This window comes from Streptomyces sp. NPDC096311 (assembly GCF_044763085.1).
GTDB lineage: Bacteria > Actinomycetota > Actinomycetes > Streptomycetales > Streptomycetaceae > Streptomyces.
The window spans coordinates 405,982-423,158 of sequence record NZ_JBIWFN010000007.1 but is presented as its reverse complement, the minus strand read 5'-3'; the positions used below and the strand labels follow the sequence as shown (position 1 = coordinate 423,158).

The window sequence follows — 17,177 nt, the reverse complement described above, 5'->3', positions numbered from 1 at the left end:
ACGTGTGCCATCCGAGCGGTGGCACGGGGAGGAGACGATGTGGCCGGACCCACGGGACGTCCGCTGCCGGTGATCACAGAGGAGAACGAGTTCTTCTGGACCTCCGGCGCGGACGGCCGGTTGCGCCTGACGGAGTGTGAGTCCTGCTCGGCCCTGCTGCATCCGCCCCAGCCCGTCTGCCGCTACTGCCGGGGGCACGAGACCGGGGTGCGGGCCGTCTCCGGGTACGCGACGCTGATCGGCTTCACCGTCAACCACCGGTTCAGCGCGCCCGGCATGCCCGCGCCCTATGTGGTGGCGCAGGTCGCCGTCGAGGAGGACACCCGGGTCCGGCTCACCACCAACCTCGTCGAATGCGACCCCGACGCGCTCGAACTGGGCATGCGGCTGGAGGTCGTCTTCGAACAGGTCGAGGACGTATGGCTGCCGCTCTTCCGCCCCGCGGCCGAGCAGGGGCCCCCGGCTCCGCTGCCCTCGGACGAGGTGGAACCCGAGCACATGCGGCGCCACATACGCCCCATGGCCACGCCCGGGAAGTTCGAGGACAAGGTCGCGATCAGCGGCATCGGGATGTCGGAGATCGGGCGCCGGCTGATGGTCCCGCCGCTGTCGCTGACCGTGCGGGCGTGCGAACGCGCCGTCGCGGACGCGGGCCTGACCCTCGACGACATCGACGGGTTGGCCACCTACCCGGGCGCGGGCGCCTACGGCGGCTTCGCCGAGGGCGGCATCACCGCGCTGGAGGACGCCCTCGGCATCAGGCCGACCTGGTACAACGGCGGCGCCGAGACCTTCGGTCCCGGCGGCTCGCTCATCGCCGCGATGCTGGCCGTCGCGGGGGGACTCGCCCGTCATGTGCTGTGCTTCCGTACGGTCTGGGAGGCCTCCTACGGCGAGCTGATCCGGCGCGGCCGGATCACCCAGGAGGCCGGTCGCAGGGTCACGGGCTGGCAGAAGCCCTTCGGGGCGATCTCGGCGGCCCATACCCTGGCCCAGAACGCCCAGCGGCACTTCCACCGTTACGGCACCTCGCGCGAGACGCTCGGCTGGATCGCGCTCAACCAGCGCGCGAACGCCGCGCTCAACCCGACGGCGATCTACCGCGATCCGATGACCATGGACGACTACCTGTCGGCCAGGACGGTCACCACCCCCTTCGGGCTGTACGACTGCGACGTGCCCTGCGACGGATCGGTGGCCGTCATCGTGTCGGCCGTGGACGCGGCACGGGACCTGGCCAGGCCGCCTGTCCTGGTGGAGGCCGTCGGCACCCAGATCATGGAGCGGCTCGCATGGGACCAGAGCTCCCTCACCCATGAACCGCAGGTGCTCGGTCAGTCCGCCCACCTGTGGACGCGCACGTCACTGCGTCCCTCGGACGTCGACGTGGCCCAGCTCTACGACGGCTTCACCTTCAACTGCCTCTCCTGGATCGAGGGGCTCGGCTTCTGCGGCATCGGTGAGGCCAAGGACTTCCTCGACGGAGGCAAGAACATCGCCAGGGACGGACTGCTCCCGCTGAACACCCACGGCGGCCAGCTCTCGCACGGCCGCACCCACGGCCTGGGGCTGGTCCACGAAGCCGTCACACAGGTGCGCGGCGAGGCCGGAGCACGCCAAGTGGACGGTGCCCGGGTCGCCGTGACGAGCACCGGCGGTCTCACCCCGAGCGGCGTCATCCTGCTGCGGGCGGACACATGACCGGCGTCTCCCGTGTCGTCGACGTCGACGGCATCCCCGTATCGGCGCTGCTCCAGGAGGCGCAACGGCCCCGGGCCGTCGTCCTGGCGCTGCACGGCGGGGCGGCGCACTCGGGGTACTTCGACTACCCGGGCAGGCCGCATCTGTCGCTGCTGCGCACCGGTACCGCGCTCGGGTTCACCGTCCTCGCTCTCGACCGGCCGGGATACGGCAGCTCCGCCCCGCACGGTGGAGAGCTGGCCCCGGTGGAGCGGCGGGTCGATCTCGCCTACGCGGCGGTGGACCGGCTGCTCGCCTCGCGTCCGCGCGGGGCGGGCGTCTTCGTGATGGCGCACTCGATCGGCTGCGAGCTGGCGCTGCGCATGGCGGCCGACGAGCGGGGGAGCGACCTGCTGGGCGTGGAGATCGCCGGCACCGGGCGCCACCACCACGACGACGCGGTGGACATCCTGGGCGTACGGCACAACGAGTCGTGGCCGAGGCCGGCGGCCGGCCGTGTCCGGGACCTGCTGTGGAATCCCTCGCACCTCTACGAGGACGATGTCGTCGGCGGCGCCCGGTTCGCCTCGCCCTCGCCCTCCTACGAGGGGGTCGTGGCCAGGAGCTGGCCGCTGGTCCTTCCCGAACTCGCCCCCCTGGTGCGCGTCCCCGTGCACTACAGCCTCGGCGAGCACGAGCGGGTGTGGCGGTCCGGGCCCGCGGCACTGGCCGACATCGCGTCCCTGTTCACCGCCTCGCCGCGCGTCGTCGTCGGCGAACAGGCGGACGGTGGCCACAACTTGAGCATCGGGCTGACGGCGATGGCGTACCACCTCAAGATCCTGTCGTTCGCCGAGGAGTGTGTGCTGGCTCGCGCGAGCGCGGCACAAGAGCGGCCCGGGAGGGCGAGTTGAGCGACGCGGACGGGGCAGCGCTGCTGCTGGTACGGGTGGTCCTGGGGATCGTGATGATCGCGCACGGACTCAACCACTGGCGGGGCGGCGGCCGGATCGAGGGCACCGCCCGCTGGTTCACCGGCCTCGGCCTGCGCAACGGCACGCTTCAGGCGTGGACGAGCGTGGTCACCGAAGTCGGCGCGGGCGTCCTGCTGGTCGCCGGGCTGCTCACCCCGCTGGCCTGCGCCGCGGTCATCTCCGTGATGCTGGTCGCGGGCGTCCTCGCGCACCGGCCCAACGGATTCTTCGTCTTCAAAGAGGGCTACGAGTACGTCCTCGTCCTCGCGGTGGTCTCGCTGGCCCTTGCGGTACTGGGACCCGGCCGGCTCTCCGTGGACCATGCCGGGGACATCGAGGTGACCGGCTGGGCCGGCGGCGGCATCGCCCTCGGGGTGGCCATGGCGGCGACGGCCGGTCTGCTCGGCGTGTTCTGGCGCCCGGCACCGAAACCGGCCGAGCAGGAGAGCCACTGATGCGCGTCGGATTCATAGGTCTGGGCGGTCAGGGCGCCCCCATGGCACGCCGGATCGTCGACGCGGGCTTCGAGACGACCCTGTGGGCACGCCGTCCCGCCTCGCTCGCCCCCTTCGACGACACACCCGCGAAGCGTGCCGTGTCCCCCGCCGAACTCGCCGCCGCCAGCGACCTCGTGTGCGTCTGTGTCGTCGACGACGCGGACGTCGAGGAGGTCGTCGCGGGGGATCGCGGGGTGCTGGCGGGGCTTCGGCAGGGAGGGGTGATCGCCGTGCACAGCACCGTCCACCCCGACACCTGTCACCGTCTCGCCGACCGGGCCCGCGCCCACGGGGTCACGCTGATCGACGCGCCGGTGAGCGGCGGCGGCCCGGCGGCGGCCGAGGGCCGTCTGCTGGTGATGGCCGGGGGCGAGTCCGGCACCGTGCGGTTCTGCCGCAAGGTGTTCGAGACGTACGGCGATCCCGTGGTCCACATGGGCCCGCTGGGCTCCGGGCAGCTCACCAAACTCCTCAACAACGTGCTGTTCACGGCAAATCTCGCCACCGCGGCGGGCACCCTCGCGCTCGGTCGGGAGTTCGACGTCGATCCCGCCGCTCTCGCGGAGGTGATGGCCCACGGCAGTGGATCGAGCTTCGCGCTGGGCCGGATCGCGGCGGCCGGCGGGAGGCTCGACCGCATCGCGGCCCAGGCCGGACCGCTGCTGCGCAAGGATGTCCGGCTGGTGGCCGATCTGGCCGGCGCGGCCAAGGCCTCGACGGGCATCGTGCTGGAGGCGGCTGACACCACCCTCGCCCTGATCGACCACCAGCGCTGACCCCCGGCCCTTCGGGTGCCGGGCGCCAAACGGTGCGTGTGCGAGGGGTCCCCCGACGGCGACGGCAAACGTAGTGTTACGTCGGCACGGTCCGTCGCGGGAGGGGTACCGGATGAAAGAGACCCGGCGCGAGGAGATCCTCGAGGCGGCCCTGCGGGTGTTCGCGGAACGGGGCTACCGGGGGACCTCGATCGACGCGGTCGCCGAGCGGGCGGGACTGACCCGGCAGGGCGTGCTGCACTACTTCCCGAGCAAGAAGAAGCTCTTCATGGCGCTCCTGCGCTTCAGGGAGGACCTCAACCGCGAGCACCTCGCCGGCCAGGACGACAAGGACGACTGGCCGGGGCTGCTCGCCGAAGTGGTCGCCTACGACCACACCTACCCCTGCCTGGCCCAGGTCCACAGCGTGATGCTGGCCGAGGGCGTCACGGGAGCCGACCCGGCGCAGCAGTACCTGCACGACCACTACGAGACCATGCAGGCGCTGATGATCGCCCGGCTCACCGAGCGGTACGGCGAGCGCCTGCCCAGCGGTCTGGCCCCGCGGGCCGCGGCCCGGGCCATGCTGGCGATGCTCGACGGCATGCAGCAGCAGTGGCTGCTGGACGGCGAACAGGACGACTATCCCGAGATCATGCGGGATGTGCTGTCCGTGCTGCTGGGGTCCACGCCCGTATGAAGTCGCCCATGGCGGTGACGGTCTCCGGGTGCAGGCTCGTCGCGTCGGGCCGGATCCGCAGGTCCACCGTGACCCCGGAGTGCGCCGCGCGGGTGGCGAACCCCAGGGAGTCGTCCAGCAGGGGATCGGTGCCCGCCGCGAGCAGCTGGACGGGGGGCAGCCCGTGGAGGTTGGCGTGCAGCGGGCTCAGCAGCGGATCGGTCGGCGAGGTGCCCGCGGCGTAGTGCGCGCAGCGGCGCCGCAGTCCGGGGACGTCGAAGGTCGGATCGGCCGCCGCGTTGAGCAACAGGCTCGGGGAGTCCAGGGTCAGGTCGAGCAGCGCCGAGTTGAGCACCCCGCACAGGGGCGGCAAGGCTCCGAGGTCCCGCAGCCGTACCAGCAGGGCCGCCGCGAGCCCGGCCCCCAGCCGCTCGCCCGCCACCGCCACCGGTCCCCTGGACTCGCAGTAGTCGTACGCGGCGTGCACGTCGTCCAGCGCGTCCGGGAAGGTGCCCCCGTAGCGGGCGCAGACCACGAGGGCGTCCGTCCACAGGGCGAGGCGGCCCGCCAGGTCGAGCGCGGACTCCGGGGTGCACGAGAGGTGCCGGTCGCCGTGCAGATAGAGCACGACCAGTTCGGTGCCGCCGGGCGGCCGTACGACCGGACCTACGGGGCTCGTCTCCACCTGGACCTCACTTGCCACGGGACATCACCTTCTCCGCTGCGTGCCAGTGTTCGTCGGCCACCCACAGGCGGGCGAAGGCGCGTGCCGCCTCGGTCGCCGGTACGGCGCCGCTCATGACGTGCTTGATCTCCCGCGCCGGGACGGAGGCGAGGGAGCGGGCCAGGGCGCGCCAGCCCTCGTCGAAGTCCGCCCGCGGCAGCACCCGGTCGATCACCCCGAGCCGCTGGGCCTCCTCGGCGCCGAGCACGGCTCCGGAGCCGGCGAGCATCAACGCCCGCCCCCTGCCGATCAGTTCCGCGAGCCGCTCGGCGCCGCCCCACGCCGGCATGATCGCGAGGTTCACCTGGGTGAAGCCGATCCTGATGTCGTCCGCGGCCACCCGGATGTCGGCGGCCATGGCGAACTCGGCGCCACCGCCCAGGGCATGGCCGTTCAGGGCGGCGATCACCGGGCCCGGGAAGTGCGCGAGACGGTCGCAGATCCCGCGCATCCGCAGGGCCATGGCCGTCGCCTCGTCCTCGGTGCGGATCGCGGCCAGTTCCTTCAGGTCGCCGCCCGAGACGAACGCCCGGTCGCCCGCGCCCCTGACCACCAGGGCCAGGGCGTCCGCGGCCGCGTCGAGGGCCTTGTCCAACTGGTCCATGGTGGCCGGCGCGATGGCGTTGCGGGCGTGCGGACGGTCGATGGTGATGACCGCGAGCCCCTGGTCCAATTCAAGATCAACCATGCAGGCTTCTCCATGTGGGAGAGTGGCATTCTCGCTGAGTGAGCATCATATTCTTGCGAAGGGTGGCGGTCCAGGCCGACGCCGCCCCCTTCTGGCCGCGCGGCGCTCGTCAGTCCTCGTAGACGACGGTGATGTCCGGGGTCACCGGCTCGCCCTGACAGGTCAGCACCCAGCCCTCGGTGACCTCGTCGTCGTCGAGCGCGTTGTTGACCCGCATCTTGGCCTCACCCTCGGTGACCTGGGCGATGCAGGTGCCGCAGTTGCCCGACTCGCAGGAGAAGGGCGGCATGAGACCGGCCCGGCGCGCGCTCTCCAGCAGGGTCTCGCCGGAGTGCCGCGGTACCGAGCGCCGCTTGCCGGTGAGGACGATGCTGACCGTGCCCTCCTGCTCCGCCGGGGCCGCGCTTCCGCTCCCCGGGCTGCCGGGAGTCTCCTCGGCCGCCGGGGTGAAGCGCTCGGCGAAGATCTGCTCGGCCGCGACGCCGTGCACGAGCAGGGCGCGCTCCGTCAGGTCCATGAACGGTGCGGGGCCGCAGAGGTAGAAGTCCGCGTCCAGGTCGACGCCGGCGAACTCGCGTACCTGGAGATCCGTGATGAAACCCCCCTGGTCGTCCAGGTGGTGGCGGATCTCGAACCGGTCCGGGTGCCGCTCGGCCAGTTCGGTCAGCGCGGACCCGAAGATGATCGAGCCGGCGTCCCGGTTGGCCGACAGGACGCGGACGCGCCGGTCCGTCGTCGCCAGCGCGGTCTTGACGAGCGACAGGACCGGTGTGATGCCGCTGCCCCCGCAGTAGGCCACCAGGGGCTCGTCGGACTCCCGCAGACAGAACACCCCGGCGGGTGCCGTGGTCTCTATGACGTCGCCGGGCGCGAGATGTTCGTGCATCCAGTTCGACACCAGGCCGCCCGGCACGCGCTTCACCGTCGTCATCAACTCGTCGTCGGTCTCCGGGGAACTCGACATCGAGTAACTGCGCAGGGCGCCGCACGCCCTGACCGTCAGGAACTGCCCGGCCTGGTAGGGGAACGGGGCGTCGAGCACGTATGTGCGCGTGTCGGCTGTCTCCTGGATGATCCGCTTGATCCGGACCGGGTGGAAGCCGTGGTCTCGTACCATGTGTGGAATTTAGCTTCTCTCTCTGCGAGAGTGCAATTCTCGCGCCGAGGAGGGAGCTCTCGCCATGCGGACCGCCATGCGGACGATGCCCGCCGAGCTGATCGAACGGTATGAAGCGGAGGGCTGGTGGACTCGGGAGACGATCGGGGACCTGCTGGCATACGGCCTAGACGCCGCCCCCGATGTCGAGTTCCGCGTGCACTCGGCCGTCCGGCCCTGGGAAGGGACCTTCGCCGACGTCGAACGGACGGCCCGCAGGCTCGCCGCGGGGCTGCGCGCCCGGGGAGTCGGCCCCGGTGACGTCATCGCCTTCCAGCTCCCCAACTGGATGGAAGCCGCCGCGGTGTTCTGGGCCTCGGCCTTCCTCGGGGCGGTCGTGGTGCCCATCGTCCACTTCTACGGGCGCAAGGAGGTCGGCTACATCCTCGACGCCGTCGCGCCCCGCGTCTTCGTCACGGCCGAGCGCTTCGGCCGGATGGAACACCAGCCGGACCTGTCGGCCGCGGTGCCCGTCGTCGGCCTCGTGGGGCGGGACTTCGACGACCTGCTCGCCGACGAGCCGCTGCCCGGTGTCCTCGCGACGGACCCGACGGCGCCCGCGCTGATCGCGTTCACCTCCGGGACCACCCGTGACCCGAAAGGTGTCGTCCACTCCCATCGGACACTGGGCTTCGAGACGCGCCAGCTCGCCGGGCTCTACCCGCCCGACCGGGGCCGTCAGCTCACGGCGGCCCCGGTCGGGCACTTCATCGGGATGGTGAACTCCTTCCTGATCCCCGTCCTCGACAGCTCGGCGGTGAACCTCGCCGACGTCTGGGACCCCGCGCGGGTGCTGGAGTTGATGGAGAGCGACGGACTCACCGTGGGCGGCGGGGCGGCGTACTTCATGACGAGCCTGCTCGACCACCCCGACTTCACCCCCCGGCACCTGGCCGCCATGAAGTACGCGGGTCTCGGCGGGGCGGCGGTCCCGGTCGCGGTCACCACCCGCCTCACGGAACTCGGCATGACGGTCTTCCGCTCGTACGGCAGCACGGAACACCCCTCGATCACCGGCTCCCGGTACACCGCTCCCGAGGACAAGCGGCTCTACACGGACGGCGACGCCCTGCCCGGCACGGAGATCCGGCTGGCCGAGGACGGCGAGATCCTCAGCCGCGGACCCGACCTGTGCCTCGGGTACACCGATCCGGCCCTGACCGAGCGCGCCTTCGACGGCGAGGGCTGGTACCGCACCGGTGACATCGGGGTGATCGACGAGGACGGCTACCTCACCATCACCGACCGCAAGGCCGACATCATCATTCGCGGCGGCGAGAACATCGGTGCCCTGGAGGTCGAGGAGGCGCTGCTCACCCTGGCGGCCGTGGCCGAGGCCGCCGTGGTGGCCGCCCCCGACGCCCGCCTCGGCGAACACGCGGCCGCGGTCCTGCGGCTGAGGCCCGGTCACCCCGCGCCCACGCTCGACGAGATGCGCGCCCACCTCGAACGGGCGGGCCTGGCCCGGCAGAAGTGGCCGGAGGAGCTGCATGTCGTGCCGGAGTTCCCGCGGACGGCGAGCGGCAAGGTGCAGAAGTTCGTTCTCCGTCGGGACATTGCCGCACGAGCAAGTTGAGAATAGGATTCTCGAAATCAGCGAAGGAGGATCTCATGCCGTCGCGCGTGTTGCCGTATCCGTTGTTCGACGCCGACAACCACCTGTACGAGACGGAGGATGCGCTCACCCGGTACCTGCCGAAGCAGTACGAGGGCGCCATTCAGTACGTGCAGGTGAAAGGCCGTACGAAGATCGCGATTCGTGGTCAGATCAGCGACTACATCCCCAACCCCACGTTCTCGGTGGTCGCCCGGCCGGGGGCGTGGGAGCAGTACTTCCGGGAGGGCAATCCGGAGGGCAAGTCGCACCGCGAACTGTTCGGTGAGCCGATGAAGTCGATTCCCGCGTTCCGTGAGCCCGGGCCGCGGCTTGAGCTCATGGACGAGATGGGGATCCAGCAGGCGCTGAACTTCCCGACTCTGGCCAGCCTGATCGAGGAGCGGATGCGGGACGACCCGGAGCTCATCCACGCGGTCGTCCACTCGCTCAACGAATGGCTGTACGACACGTGGAAGTTCAACTACAAGGACCGGATCTTCACCACGCCGGTGATCAGCCTGCCGATCCTGGACAAGGCGATAGCCGAGCTGGAGTGGTGCCTGGAGCGCGGAGCGCGCTCGATCCTCGTCCGGCCCGCCCCGGTCCCCGGGTTCGGCGGCTCGCGGTCCTTCGCGCTGCCGGAGTTCGACCCCTTCTGGAAGCGGGTCGAGGAGGCGGGGGTGCTGGTGTCGATGCACTCCTCCGACAGCGGCTACTCCCGCTACTCCAGCGACTGGGAGGGCAGGAGCCAGGAGATGACGCCGTTCCAGGCGCAGACCTTCCGGATGCTCGGCGAATGGCGTCCGGTCACCGATTCGGTGGCCTCCTGGGTCTGCCACGGCGCGCTGTTCCGGTTCCCCGAGCTCAAGGTCTCGGTCATCGAGAACGGATCCTCCTGGCTGATTCCGCTCCTCGACCAGCTGGCCGACGTCTACAAGAAGCAGCCGCAGGGCTTCCGGGGTGACCCGGTCGAAGAGGTCAAGAACCGGATCCACATCAGCCCGTTCTGGGAGGAGGACATGGCCGAGCTGGCCGGGATCATCGGCGTCGAGCGGGTGCTGTTCGGCTCCGACTACCCCCACCCCGAGGGCCTGGCCGACCCGGTCACCTACATCGACGCGATCCAGGGGATGAAGGAGGCCGACCAGGCCAAGATCATGGGCGGCAACCTGGCCCGGTTGATCGGCGTATGAATGGGGAGACCATCCCGCGGATGGTGCTGAGCGCGGCCGACCGCTTCGGTGACGCCGAGGCGGTCGTGGACGGTCAACTCCGGCTCACCTACAACGAGTTGGCGGATCGTGTGCGCACCGCCGCGGGGGCGTTCGCGGCGGCCGGCGTCGGCAGGGGCGACCGGGCGGCCGTCTGGGCGCCCAACTCCGCCGAGTGGATCATCGCGGCCTTCGGGCTGCTGACCGCCGGCGGCGTCCTGGTCCCGGTCAACACCCGGTTCAAGGCGGACGAGGCGGGCGACATCATCCGCCGCAGCGGAGCCAAGGTCGTTCTCGTCGAGAAGGGCTTCCTCGGTCTGGACTTCGAGGTGCCGTCGGGCGTGCCCGTGTTCGACATCAAGTCGGACTTCCTCGCGAGCGGTTCGCCCTACGAGGCCGAGGTGAGTGGCGACGATGTGTGCGACATCGTGTTCACCTCGGGGACCACCGGGCGGCCCAAGGGTGTGCTGATGACACACGCCCAGACACTCCGGCTGTACGCGGAGTGGTGCGACCTGGCGGACCTCAGGGAGGGCGACCGCTATCTGATCGTCAACCCGTTCTTCCACATCTTCGGCTACAAGGCGGGCTGCATCACGTCCCTGATCCGGGGCGCGACCATCCTCCCGGTGCCGGTCTTCGACGTGGACCGGGTCCTCGAACTGGTCGAGCGCGAGAAGGTGACGGTCCTGCCGGGCCCGCCCACCCTCTACCACTCACTGCTGGCGGCACAGGGCGGCCACGACCTGTCCTCGCTGCGGGTCGCCGTCACCGGAGCCGCCGACATCCCGGTCGACCTCGTCCGCAGGATCGTCACCGACCTGCCCTTCCGCACCGTCATGACGGGCTACGGCCTGACCGAGGCGGGCACGGCCACGGCCTCGCGCCCCGGCGACTCCTTCGAGGACATCGCGACGACCGTCGGCACCCCCTGCGACGGCGTCGAGATCCGGATCGCGGACGACGGAGAGGTCCTGGTGCGCGGGTACAGCGTCATGCGCGGCTACCTCGACGACCCGGCCGCGACCGCCGAGGCGATCGACCCGGACGGCTGGCTGCACACCGGCGACCTCGGGACGCTCGACGACCGGGGTCGGCTGCGGATCGTCGGCCGCAAGAAGGACATGTTCATCGTGGGCGGCTTCAACGCCTACCCGGCCGAGATCGAGGGCTTCCTGATGGAGCATCCGGCCGTCGCCCAGGCCGCCGTGATCGGCGTACAGGACGAGCGGCTCGGCCAGGTCGGCAAGGCCTTCGTGGTCCTTCGCGGGGTCCTCGCGGCAGGCGAGCTGATCGCCTGGAGCCGGGAGCGGATGGCCGGGTTCAAGGTGCCCAGGTATGTGGAGTTTCTCGAAGAGCTGCCGCTGAACGCCACCGGCAAGGTGATGAAGGACCGATTGCGATGACGTCTGAAGCGAAGCCGCCGGAGAAGGACGACTTCTCCCACACGGCCTCCGGGATTCCCCTCAAGGCGGTCTACGGGCCCGCGGACCGGCCCGTGGAGCCGCCCGCGCCGGGACGCTTCCCCTTCACCCGCGGCAACTACTCCTCCGGCTACCGGGGGCGGCTGTGGACGCTGCGCCAGTACTCCGGCTTCGGCACCGCCGAGGAGTCCAACCGGCGCTACCGCTACCTCCTCGAACAGGGCGGCACCGGACTGTCCGTGGCGCTCGACCTGCCCACCCAGTGCGGCTACGACTCCGACGATCCGGAGGTGAGCGAGGAGGTCGGCCGGGTCGGCGTCGCCCTCGACACGCTCGCCGACGCCGAGGTGCTCTTCGAGGACATCCCCCTCGACCGGATCAGCACCAGCTTCACCATCAACGGCACGGCGGCGATCCTGCTGGCGTTCTACGTGGCCGCCGCCGAGCGCGGCGGAGTACCCCGGGCGAAGCTCACCGGGACGATCCAGAACGACATCCTCAAGGAGTACGCCTCCCGGGGCACCTGGATCTGGCCGCCGGAACCGTCGCTGCGGCTGATCGCCGACACCATCGAGTTCTGCGCCGCCGAGGTGCCGCGGTTCAACGCGATCTCGGTGGCGGGCGCGCACTTCCGCGACGCCGGTGCCAACGCCGTGCAGGAGATGGCGTTCACCCTCGCCGACGGCGTCACCTACTGCGACACGGTGCTGGCGCGCGGCCGGATGACGATCGACCGGTTCGCCCCGCAGATCTCCTTCTTCTTCTACACCCACGGCGACTTCTTCGAGGAGATCGCCAAGTACCGTGCGGGCCGCAGACGTTGGGCGACGATCGTCCGCGAGCGGTACGGCGCGAGCACCGACAAGGCGTCGATGTTCCGCTTCGGCTGTGTGGCGGGCGGGGCCTCCCTGTACGCGCCGCAGGCGCAGAACAACATGGTCCGGGTGGCCTACGAGGCGATGGCCTCGGTGCTGGGCGGCGTGCAGTCGATGTTCACGGCGGCCTGGGACGAGCCGTTCGCGCTGCCCAGCGAGGAGTCGGCGACGCTCGCCCTGCGCACCCAGCAGATCCTCGCCCACGAGACCGGCGTCGCCCGGGTCGCGGACCCGCTCGGCGGCTCGTACTTCGTGGAAGCCCTCACGGATGCCACCGAGGAACGCATCGCCGAGATCATGGCGGACCTGGAACACCACGGGGGAATGGTCCGGGCGATCGAGGACGGCTACCTCCAGGGCCTCATCGCCGATGAGGCCTACCGCCTCCACCAAGATGTCGAGGCGGGCACCCGGCCGGTCGTCGGCGTCAACCGCTTCGCCACGCCCGAGCCGCCGCCCCAGCTGGAGACGTACGAGCTCGACGGGGAAGGCCGCGACCGGCAGTTGAAGCGGCTCGCCGACGTGAAGGCCACCCGCGACGCCGCGGCCGTACGGGACCGCCTCGCCGCCCTCGCCCGCGGCGCCGAGGGCACCGACAACCTCATGCCCCTGCTCATCGACTGCGCCAAGGCCTACTGCACGGTCGGCGAGATGGTCGCCGCCCTCAAGGCGGTCTGGGGCGAGTTCCGGCAACCGGTGGTGTTCTGATGTCGTCCCGTGTGCTCATCGCCAAACCCGGTCTGGACGGCCACGACCGCGGAGCCAAGATCGTCGCGCGGACACTGCGCGACGCCGGGTTCGAGGTGGTCTTCACCGGCATCCGCCAGCGCGTCGACACCATCGTGGCGACCGCGCTCCAGGAGGACGTGGCCGTGGTCGGCCTCAGCATCCTCTCCGGCGCGCACCTGGCGCTGACGACGCGGGTCGTGGAGGGGCTGCGGGCCGCCGGGGCCGAGGACATCGCCGTCGTCGTGGGCGGCACCATCCCGCCGGCCGACGTGCCCCGCATGAGGGCGGCGGGTGCCGCGGCGGTCTTCCCCACCGGAACACCCCTCGACGCCGTCGTGGCGCAGATGCGCGCCCTGACGGAGGTCGTCCCCGCCTCGCCCGCGACTCCCTGACCTGTCGCTGCCGGATGACGCGGGAGATCGCCACTCGAAACATCGGCACCTCGAAACAACGGGACCCCGAAACCCCGAAACCCCGAAACCCTGAAACCCTGAAAACTGGAGGCACTGTGCGCGTCGGTGTGATGATCGGGCCGGAGCGTGGGGACTCCGCGCGCAAGGTCGCGCGAATGATCGACGACGTGACCTGGGCGGAGCGGGCGGGCCTCGACACCGCCTGGGTGCCCCAGATCCCCACGGACTTCGACGCGTTGACGGCCGTGGCCCTGATGGGTGCGCGGACCGAGCGGATCGAGATCGGGACCGCGGTCGTACCGCTCCAGACACAGCACCCGATCGCGCTGGCGCGCCAGGCGCTGTCCGCGCAGGGCGCCGCGGGCGGGCGGCTCGCCCTGGGCCTCGGACCCTCCCACCACTGGATCATCCGGGACATGCTCGGACTGCCCTACGAGCGGCCCGCCGCCTTCACCCGTGACTATCTGGACGTCCTGGACGCGGCGCTGCGCGGACCGGGCCCGGTCGACGTCGAGAACGGCACGTTCACCGTGCACAACCCGCTCGACCTCGCCCCCGTGGCCCCGCTCCCGGTGCTGCTCGCCGCGCTCGGCCCGGTCATGCTGGCACTCGCGGGCGAGCGGGCGGACGGGACCGTCCTGTGGATGGCCGACGAACGCGCGGTCGCCGACCACGTCGTACCCCGTATCACCAAGGCGGCGGACGGCGCGGGGCGTCCGGCGCCGCGGATCGTCGCGGGCATCCCGGTGTGTCTGTGCAGGCCCGCCGAGGTCGACGCGGCGCGCGAGCGAGCCAACCGGATCCTCGGGGAAGCCGAGATCTCGCCCAACTACCAGCGGCTGCTGGACTACGGCGACGCCCGGGACATCGGTGACCTGTGCGCGGCCGGTGACGAGACGGCCATCGTGGCCCGCGTCCGTCGCTTCGCCGACGCCGGGGTCACTGATCTGTCGGTACGCCTGCTGCCGATCGGTGAGGGCCGCGAGGAACTGATCGCCTCCAAGCGCCGGACCCGCGAGGTGCTCGCCGGGATCGCGGCGGACTTCCGATGACCCCCGGCCCCGCGATCCCCGGCCCCGCGATCCCCGGCCCCGCGACCCCCGGCCCCGCGACCCCCGGGCCGCTGGCCGGCATCCGCGTCCTGGAGGTCGGCCACATGCTGGCGGGCCCCTACGCCACGATGATGCTCGCCGACCTCGGTGCCGAGGTCATCAAGATCGAGCCGCCGGGCGGGGACATTTCCCGGCGGGTGAGCGACGCGTACTTCGCCAGCCTCAACCGGGGCAAGCGCAGTGTCCGCTTCGACCTGACCACGCCGAGCGGTCAGGAACGACTCGGCGAACTGGTCGCGGACGCCCACGCGTTGCTGGTCAACCTCAAACCGTCGGCGATCCACCGGCTCGGGCTCACCTACGAGGCTCTGAAGAAGCGGAACGAACGGATCGTCTGTGTCGCGCTCACGGGCTTCGGCCTGGACGCGGGCGACGACCCGGCCTTCGACTACGTCGTCCAGGCGGCCACCGGCGTCGCCGCGCTCACCGGCGACCCGGCAGGCCCGCCGACCCTGCCCGGCTACTCCTCGGCCGACAACTCCTCCGGCCTCACCGCGGCACTCGGCCTGCTCGCGCAGATCGTCTCGGGCCGCGGCGGGCAGGTCGAGGTGTCACTGCGGGACGTGATGCTCTCCCAGCTCAACTACCGGGCGTCCGCCTACCTCAACGAGGGAGTCGAGCCGCGCCGTCTGCCGCTGGGCGCACACTCCTACTACGTACCCGCGCAGCTCTTCCCCACGGCGGACGGCCACTTGGCCCTGTTCATCACCCACGACAGCTTCTGGAAGTCCTTCGCCGCAGAGGCGGGCATCGAGGGCTTCCCGGCGATGGCCGAGCGCGCGGCGCGCCGCGAGGAGGTGCTCGACGTGGTCACGAAGGCCCTGGCGAGCGACACCGCGACCGCCTGGGAGACACGCCTGCGTCCCCTGGGTGTGCCCGCGGCGGCCGTACGGACGTTGCCGCAGGCGCTGGCGGCGACACCGGAGGCGATCGTGACGGCCGGGGACTTCCGGCTCGTACGCGGTCCCGTGCGAGTGGCCGGGTACGAGCCCGCCTACGGACCGCCGCCCCGCCTGGGCGAGCACGGCTCGTAGAGCGTGGGCCGTTCGCGGCGGACACGCGACGGGGTCCCGGGAGTTCGACTCCCGGGACCCCTTGCGTTCACCCCGGCATCGACTCCGACTTCTGCACCGTGCCGGTGATACCGCTCGCGTCCTGGCCGGCCAGGCGTACCGCGGCGTGGGCCATCGCCTCCGGGGGTTCGATCATCTCCGGTGGGATCTCGCGTCCGCCGCCCCCGGCCTGCCAGCCCTCGGTGACGACGACACGCGACGGGGCCAGGCAGTTGACCGCGATGTTGTCGGTCCTGAGGGTGGCGGCGAGCCCGAGATAGAGGCGCTCGACGCCCGCCTTGGAGACCCAGTACGCGTTGGCGCCCCTGTCGGTCATGCCGACCCCGTTGGTCGTCACCGCCACGAGCGAGCCTCCGCCGCGCGCTCTGATGTGCGGGATGACGGCCCTGGTGACGAGGAAGACCCCGGTGAGGTTGACGTCCAGGCACAGCTGCCAGCGCTTGAGCGGCGTGGACTCGACCGGGCCGAGCCACATGACCCCGGCGTTGGCGATCAGGACGTCGATCCCGCCGAACTCCGCGACGGTCGCGGCCACGGCGGCCTCGACCGACGCCTCGGAGGTCACGTCGCACGCGACCGCGAGGGCGCGGCCACCCGCCGACGTGATCCGCTCGGCGACGGCGTGGATCGTGCCGGGTATCCGGCCCTCCATCTCGGAGCGCGCGGCGACCGCGACCGCGGCCCCGGCCTCCGCGAGTCCCCGCGCGATGGTGCGGCCGATGCCCCGGCTCGCCCCGGCGACGAACGCCACCTTCCCCTTCAGCTCGCCGCTCACGTTCGGTCGGCCGTTCACTTCGGCGGGAACCGGAGGGCGCCGTCGAGGCGGATGACCTCGCCGTTGAGATAGCCGTTCTCGCAGATGTGTTCCACGAGAGCCGCGTACTCGGGGGAGCGGCCCATGCGCTGGGGATGCGGGACCTTGGGCCCCCAGTAGGCCTCCAGCTGGTCGCCCGCCGCGCCGTAGGCCGGGGTGAGGAAGGTGCCCGGGGCGATCGTGACGACCCGGATGCCCAGCGGCGAGAGGTCGCGCGCGGCGACGAGGGTCATGCCGACCACCCCGCCCTTTGCGGCGGCGTACGGGATCTGCCCGATCTGCCCCTCGTACGCCGCGATCGACGCGGTGTTGACGATGACGCCCCGGTCGCCGTCGACCGCCTCCTGGCGCGCGATGGCCGCGGCGGCCAGGCGCATGACGTTGAAGACGGCCGTGAGGTAGAAGTCGATGGTCTTCCGGAAGCCCGCGAGGTCCAGGGGCTCGCCGTCCTTGCCGACGAGCCGGCCGCCACTGGCCGGGCCGCCGTGCGCGTCCACCGAGATCCTGAGCGGTCCCGCCGCCTCGGCCTCGGCCATCGCCGCCTTGACGTCGTTCTCGTCGGTGGCGTCCGTGCGTACGTAACGGACGCCCAACTCCGCCTCGAGCGCCTTGCCCTTCTCGTCGGCGAGGTCGGCCACGACCACCTTCGCTCCTGCCGCGTGGAGGCGACGGACGGTGGCCTCGCCCAGGCCCCCCGCCCCACCGACCACGACCGCGGAACTCCCACTGATCTGCATCAAGGTTATCCTCTCTTGCAAGCAGGGCTCTGTGTATAC

17 protein-coding genes are annotated in these 17,177 nt (G+C 71.3%); 12 read left to right on the top strand and 5 right to left on the bottom strand.

Features of this window, described 5'->3' with window-relative positions; all coding sequences use genetic code 11:
- Positions 1-39: 39 nt before the first annotated feature.
- The 5 genes from ACIRA5_RS20745 to ACIRA5_RS20725 all read left to right on the top strand — a co-directional run bounded on the left by ACIRA5_RS20745 (position 40) and on the right by ACIRA5_RS20725 (position 4,606).
- Positions 40-1,701 carry a thiolase C-terminal domain-containing protein gene (locus ACIRA5_RS20745; RefSeq protein WP_403692654.1) on the top strand — a complete coding sequence of 554 codons (1,662 nt, stop codon included), beginning with the start codon at positions 40-42 and terminating at the stop codon, positions 1,699-1,701.
- Positions 1,698-2,594, top strand: a complete 897-nt coding sequence (locus tag ACIRA5_RS20740) for an alpha/beta hydrolase (RefSeq protein ID WP_403692652.1) — start codon at positions 1,698-1,700, stop codon at positions 2,592-2,594. The genes ACIRA5_RS20745 and ACIRA5_RS20740 overlap by 4 nt, the downstream gene beginning before the upstream one ends.
- Positions 2,591-3,109, top strand: a complete 519-nt coding sequence (locus ACIRA5_RS20735) for a DoxX family protein (RefSeq protein WP_403692649.1) — start codon at positions 2,591-2,593, stop codon at positions 3,107-3,109. The genes ACIRA5_RS20740 and ACIRA5_RS20735 overlap by 4 nt, the downstream gene beginning before the upstream one ends.
- Positions 3,109-3,927, top strand: coding sequence for an NAD(P)-dependent oxidoreductase (locus ACIRA5_RS20730; protein WP_403692646.1), 819 nt, complete (start codon positions 3,109-3,111; stop codon positions 3,925-3,927). The genes ACIRA5_RS20735 and ACIRA5_RS20730 overlap by 1 nt, the downstream gene beginning before the upstream one ends.
- 112 nt (positions 3,928-4,039) lie before the next feature.
- Positions 4,040-4,606: a TetR/AcrR family transcriptional regulator gene (locus ACIRA5_RS20725; RefSeq protein ID WP_403692643.1), complete on the top strand. Its 567-nt coding sequence runs from the start codon at positions 4,040-4,042 to the stop codon at positions 4,604-4,606.
- Here the strand turns inward: ACIRA5_RS20725 and ACIRA5_RS20720 are convergent.
- From ACIRA5_RS20720 to ACIRA5_RS20710, 3 genes are all read right to left on the bottom strand, one after another.
- On the bottom strand, positions 4,560-5,288 hold the full coding sequence (locus ACIRA5_RS20720) for an alpha/beta hydrolase fold domain-containing protein (RefSeq protein ID WP_403692641.1): 729 nt from the start codon (positions 5,286-5,288) through the stop codon (positions 4,560-4,562). The genes ACIRA5_RS20725 and ACIRA5_RS20720 overlap by 47 nt on opposite strands.
- On the bottom strand, positions 5,278-5,997 hold the full coding sequence (locus ACIRA5_RS20715) for an enoyl-CoA hydratase/isomerase family protein (RefSeq protein ID WP_403692639.1): 720 nt from the start codon (positions 5,995-5,997) through the stop codon (positions 5,278-5,280). The genes ACIRA5_RS20720 and ACIRA5_RS20715 overlap by 11 nt, the downstream gene beginning before the upstream one ends.
- 109 nt (positions 5,998-6,106) lie before the next feature.
- On the bottom strand, positions 6,107-7,114 hold the full coding sequence (locus tag ACIRA5_RS20710) for a 2Fe-2S iron-sulfur cluster-binding protein (protein ID WP_403692637.1): 1,008 nt from the start codon (positions 7,112-7,114) through the stop codon (positions 6,107-6,109).
- A 64-nt stretch (positions 7,115-7,178) separates the two neighbouring features.
- Here ACIRA5_RS20710 and ACIRA5_RS20705 point away from each other — a divergent pair, with 64 nt between their 5' ends.
- The 7 genes from ACIRA5_RS20705 (at position 7,179) to ACIRA5_RS20675 (ending at position 15,548) form a co-directional block, all read left to right on the top strand.
- Positions 7,179-8,729, top strand: coding sequence for an AMP-binding protein (locus tag ACIRA5_RS20705; protein ID WP_403692635.1), 1,551 nt, complete (start codon positions 7,179-7,181; stop codon positions 8,727-8,729).
- 35 nt (positions 8,730-8,764) lie between these two features.
- Positions 8,765-9,943 carry an amidohydrolase family protein gene (locus ACIRA5_RS20700; protein ID WP_403692633.1) on the top strand — a complete coding sequence of 393 codons (1,179 nt, stop codon included), beginning with the start codon at positions 8,765-8,767 and terminating at the stop codon, positions 9,941-9,943.
- Positions 9,940-11,367, top strand: coding sequence for a FadD3 family acyl-CoA ligase (locus ACIRA5_RS20695; RefSeq protein WP_403692631.1), 1,428 nt, complete (start codon positions 9,940-9,942; stop codon positions 11,365-11,367). The genes ACIRA5_RS20700 and ACIRA5_RS20695 overlap by 4 nt, the downstream gene beginning before the upstream one ends.
- The gene (locus tag ACIRA5_RS20690; RefSeq protein WP_403692629.1) at positions 11,364-12,968 is read left to right on the top strand and encodes a methylmalonyl-CoA mutase family protein; all 1,605 of its coding nucleotides are present in this window, start codon (positions 11,364-11,366) and stop codon (positions 12,966-12,968) included. The genes ACIRA5_RS20695 and ACIRA5_RS20690 overlap by 4 nt, the downstream gene beginning before the upstream one ends.
- The gene (locus ACIRA5_RS20685; protein ID WP_403692626.1) at positions 12,968-13,381 is read left to right on the top strand and encodes a cobalamin B12-binding domain-containing protein; all 414 of its coding nucleotides are present in this window, start codon (positions 12,968-12,970) and stop codon (positions 13,379-13,381) included. Before ACIRA5_RS20690 ends, ACIRA5_RS20685 begins: the two co-directional genes overlap by 1 nt.
- A 131-nt stretch (positions 13,382-13,512) precedes the next feature.
- Positions 13,513-14,454, top strand: coding sequence for an LLM class F420-dependent oxidoreductase (locus ACIRA5_RS20680; protein WP_403692763.1), 942 nt, complete (start codon positions 13,513-13,515; stop codon positions 14,452-14,454).
- Positions 14,451-15,548, top strand: coding sequence for a CaiB/BaiF CoA transferase family protein (locus ACIRA5_RS20675; RefSeq protein WP_403692624.1), 1,098 nt, complete (start codon positions 14,451-14,453; stop codon positions 15,546-15,548). Before ACIRA5_RS20680 ends, ACIRA5_RS20675 begins: the two co-directional genes overlap by 4 nt.
- A 67-nt stretch (positions 15,549-15,615) precedes the next feature.
- On the opposite strand, the gene ACIRA5_RS20670 is transcribed toward ACIRA5_RS20675, so the two are convergent.
- Together ACIRA5_RS20670 and ACIRA5_RS20665 are read right to left on the bottom strand one after the other, a co-directional pair.
- Complete coding sequence (locus ACIRA5_RS20670) at positions 15,616-16,362, bottom strand: SDR family NAD(P)-dependent oxidoreductase (RefSeq protein WP_403692623.1); 747 nt, start codon at positions 16,360-16,362, stop codon at positions 15,616-15,618.
- A 14-nt stretch (positions 16,363-16,376) separates the two neighbouring features.
- On the bottom strand, positions 16,377-17,138 hold the full coding sequence (locus ACIRA5_RS20665; protein WP_403692621.1) for an SDR family NAD(P)-dependent oxidoreductase: 762 nt from the start codon (positions 17,136-17,138) through the stop codon (positions 16,377-16,379).
- Between the last annotated feature and the right edge of the window lie 39 nt (positions 17,139-17,177).

What these genes read in the sequence shown, in the direction of transcription:
- ACIRA5_RS20740 (WP_403692652.1), top strand. Translation starts at nt 1,698, where the DNA reads ATGACCGGCGTCTCCCGTGTCGTCGACGTCGACGGCATCCCCGTATCG.
- ACIRA5_RS20730 (WP_403692646.1), top strand. Translation starts at nt 3,109, where the DNA reads ATGCGCGTCGGATTCATAGGTCTGGGCGGTCAGGGCGCCCCCATGGCA.
- ACIRA5_RS20725 (WP_403692643.1), top strand. Translation starts at nt 4,040, where the DNA reads ATGAAAGAGACCCGGCGCGAGGAGATCCTCGAGGCGGCCCTGCGGGTG.
- ACIRA5_RS20715 (WP_403692639.1), bottom strand. Translation starts at nt 5,997, where the DNA reads ATGGTTGATCTTGAATTGGACCAGGGGCTCGCGGTCATCACCATCGAC.
- ACIRA5_RS20710 (WP_403692637.1), bottom strand. Translation starts at nt 7,114, where the DNA reads ATGGTACGAGACCACGGCTTCCACCCGGTCCGGATCAAGCGGATCATC.
- ACIRA5_RS20705 (WP_403692635.1), top strand. Translation starts at nt 7,179, where the DNA reads ATGCGGACCGCCATGCGGACGATGCCCGCCGAGCTGATCGAACGGTAT.
- ACIRA5_RS20700 (WP_403692633.1), top strand. Translation starts at nt 8,765, where the DNA reads ATGCCGTCGCGCGTGTTGCCGTATCCGTTGTTCGACGCCGACAACCAC.
- ACIRA5_RS20695 (WP_403692631.1), top strand. Translation starts at nt 9,940, where the DNA reads ATGAATGGGGAGACCATCCCGCGGATGGTGCTGAGCGCGGCCGACCGC.
- ACIRA5_RS20690 (WP_403692629.1), top strand. Translation starts at nt 11,364, where the DNA reads ATGACGTCTGAAGCGAAGCCGCCGGAGAAGGACGACTTCTCCCACACG.
- ACIRA5_RS20685 (WP_403692626.1), top strand. Translation starts at nt 12,968, where the DNA reads ATGTCGTCCCGTGTGCTCATCGCCAAACCCGGTCTGGACGGCCACGAC.
- ACIRA5_RS20680 (WP_403692763.1), top strand. Translation starts at nt 13,513, where the DNA reads ATGATCGGGCCGGAGCGTGGGGACTCCGCGCGCAAGGTCGCGCGAATG.
- ACIRA5_RS20675 (WP_403692624.1), top strand. Translation starts at nt 14,451, where the DNA reads ATGACCCCCGGCCCCGCGATCCCCGGCCCCGCGATCCCCGGCCCCGCG.
- ACIRA5_RS20665 (WP_403692621.1), bottom strand. Translation starts at nt 17,138, where the DNA reads ATGCAGATCAGTGGGAGTTCCGCGGTCGTGGTCGGTGGGGCGGGGGGC.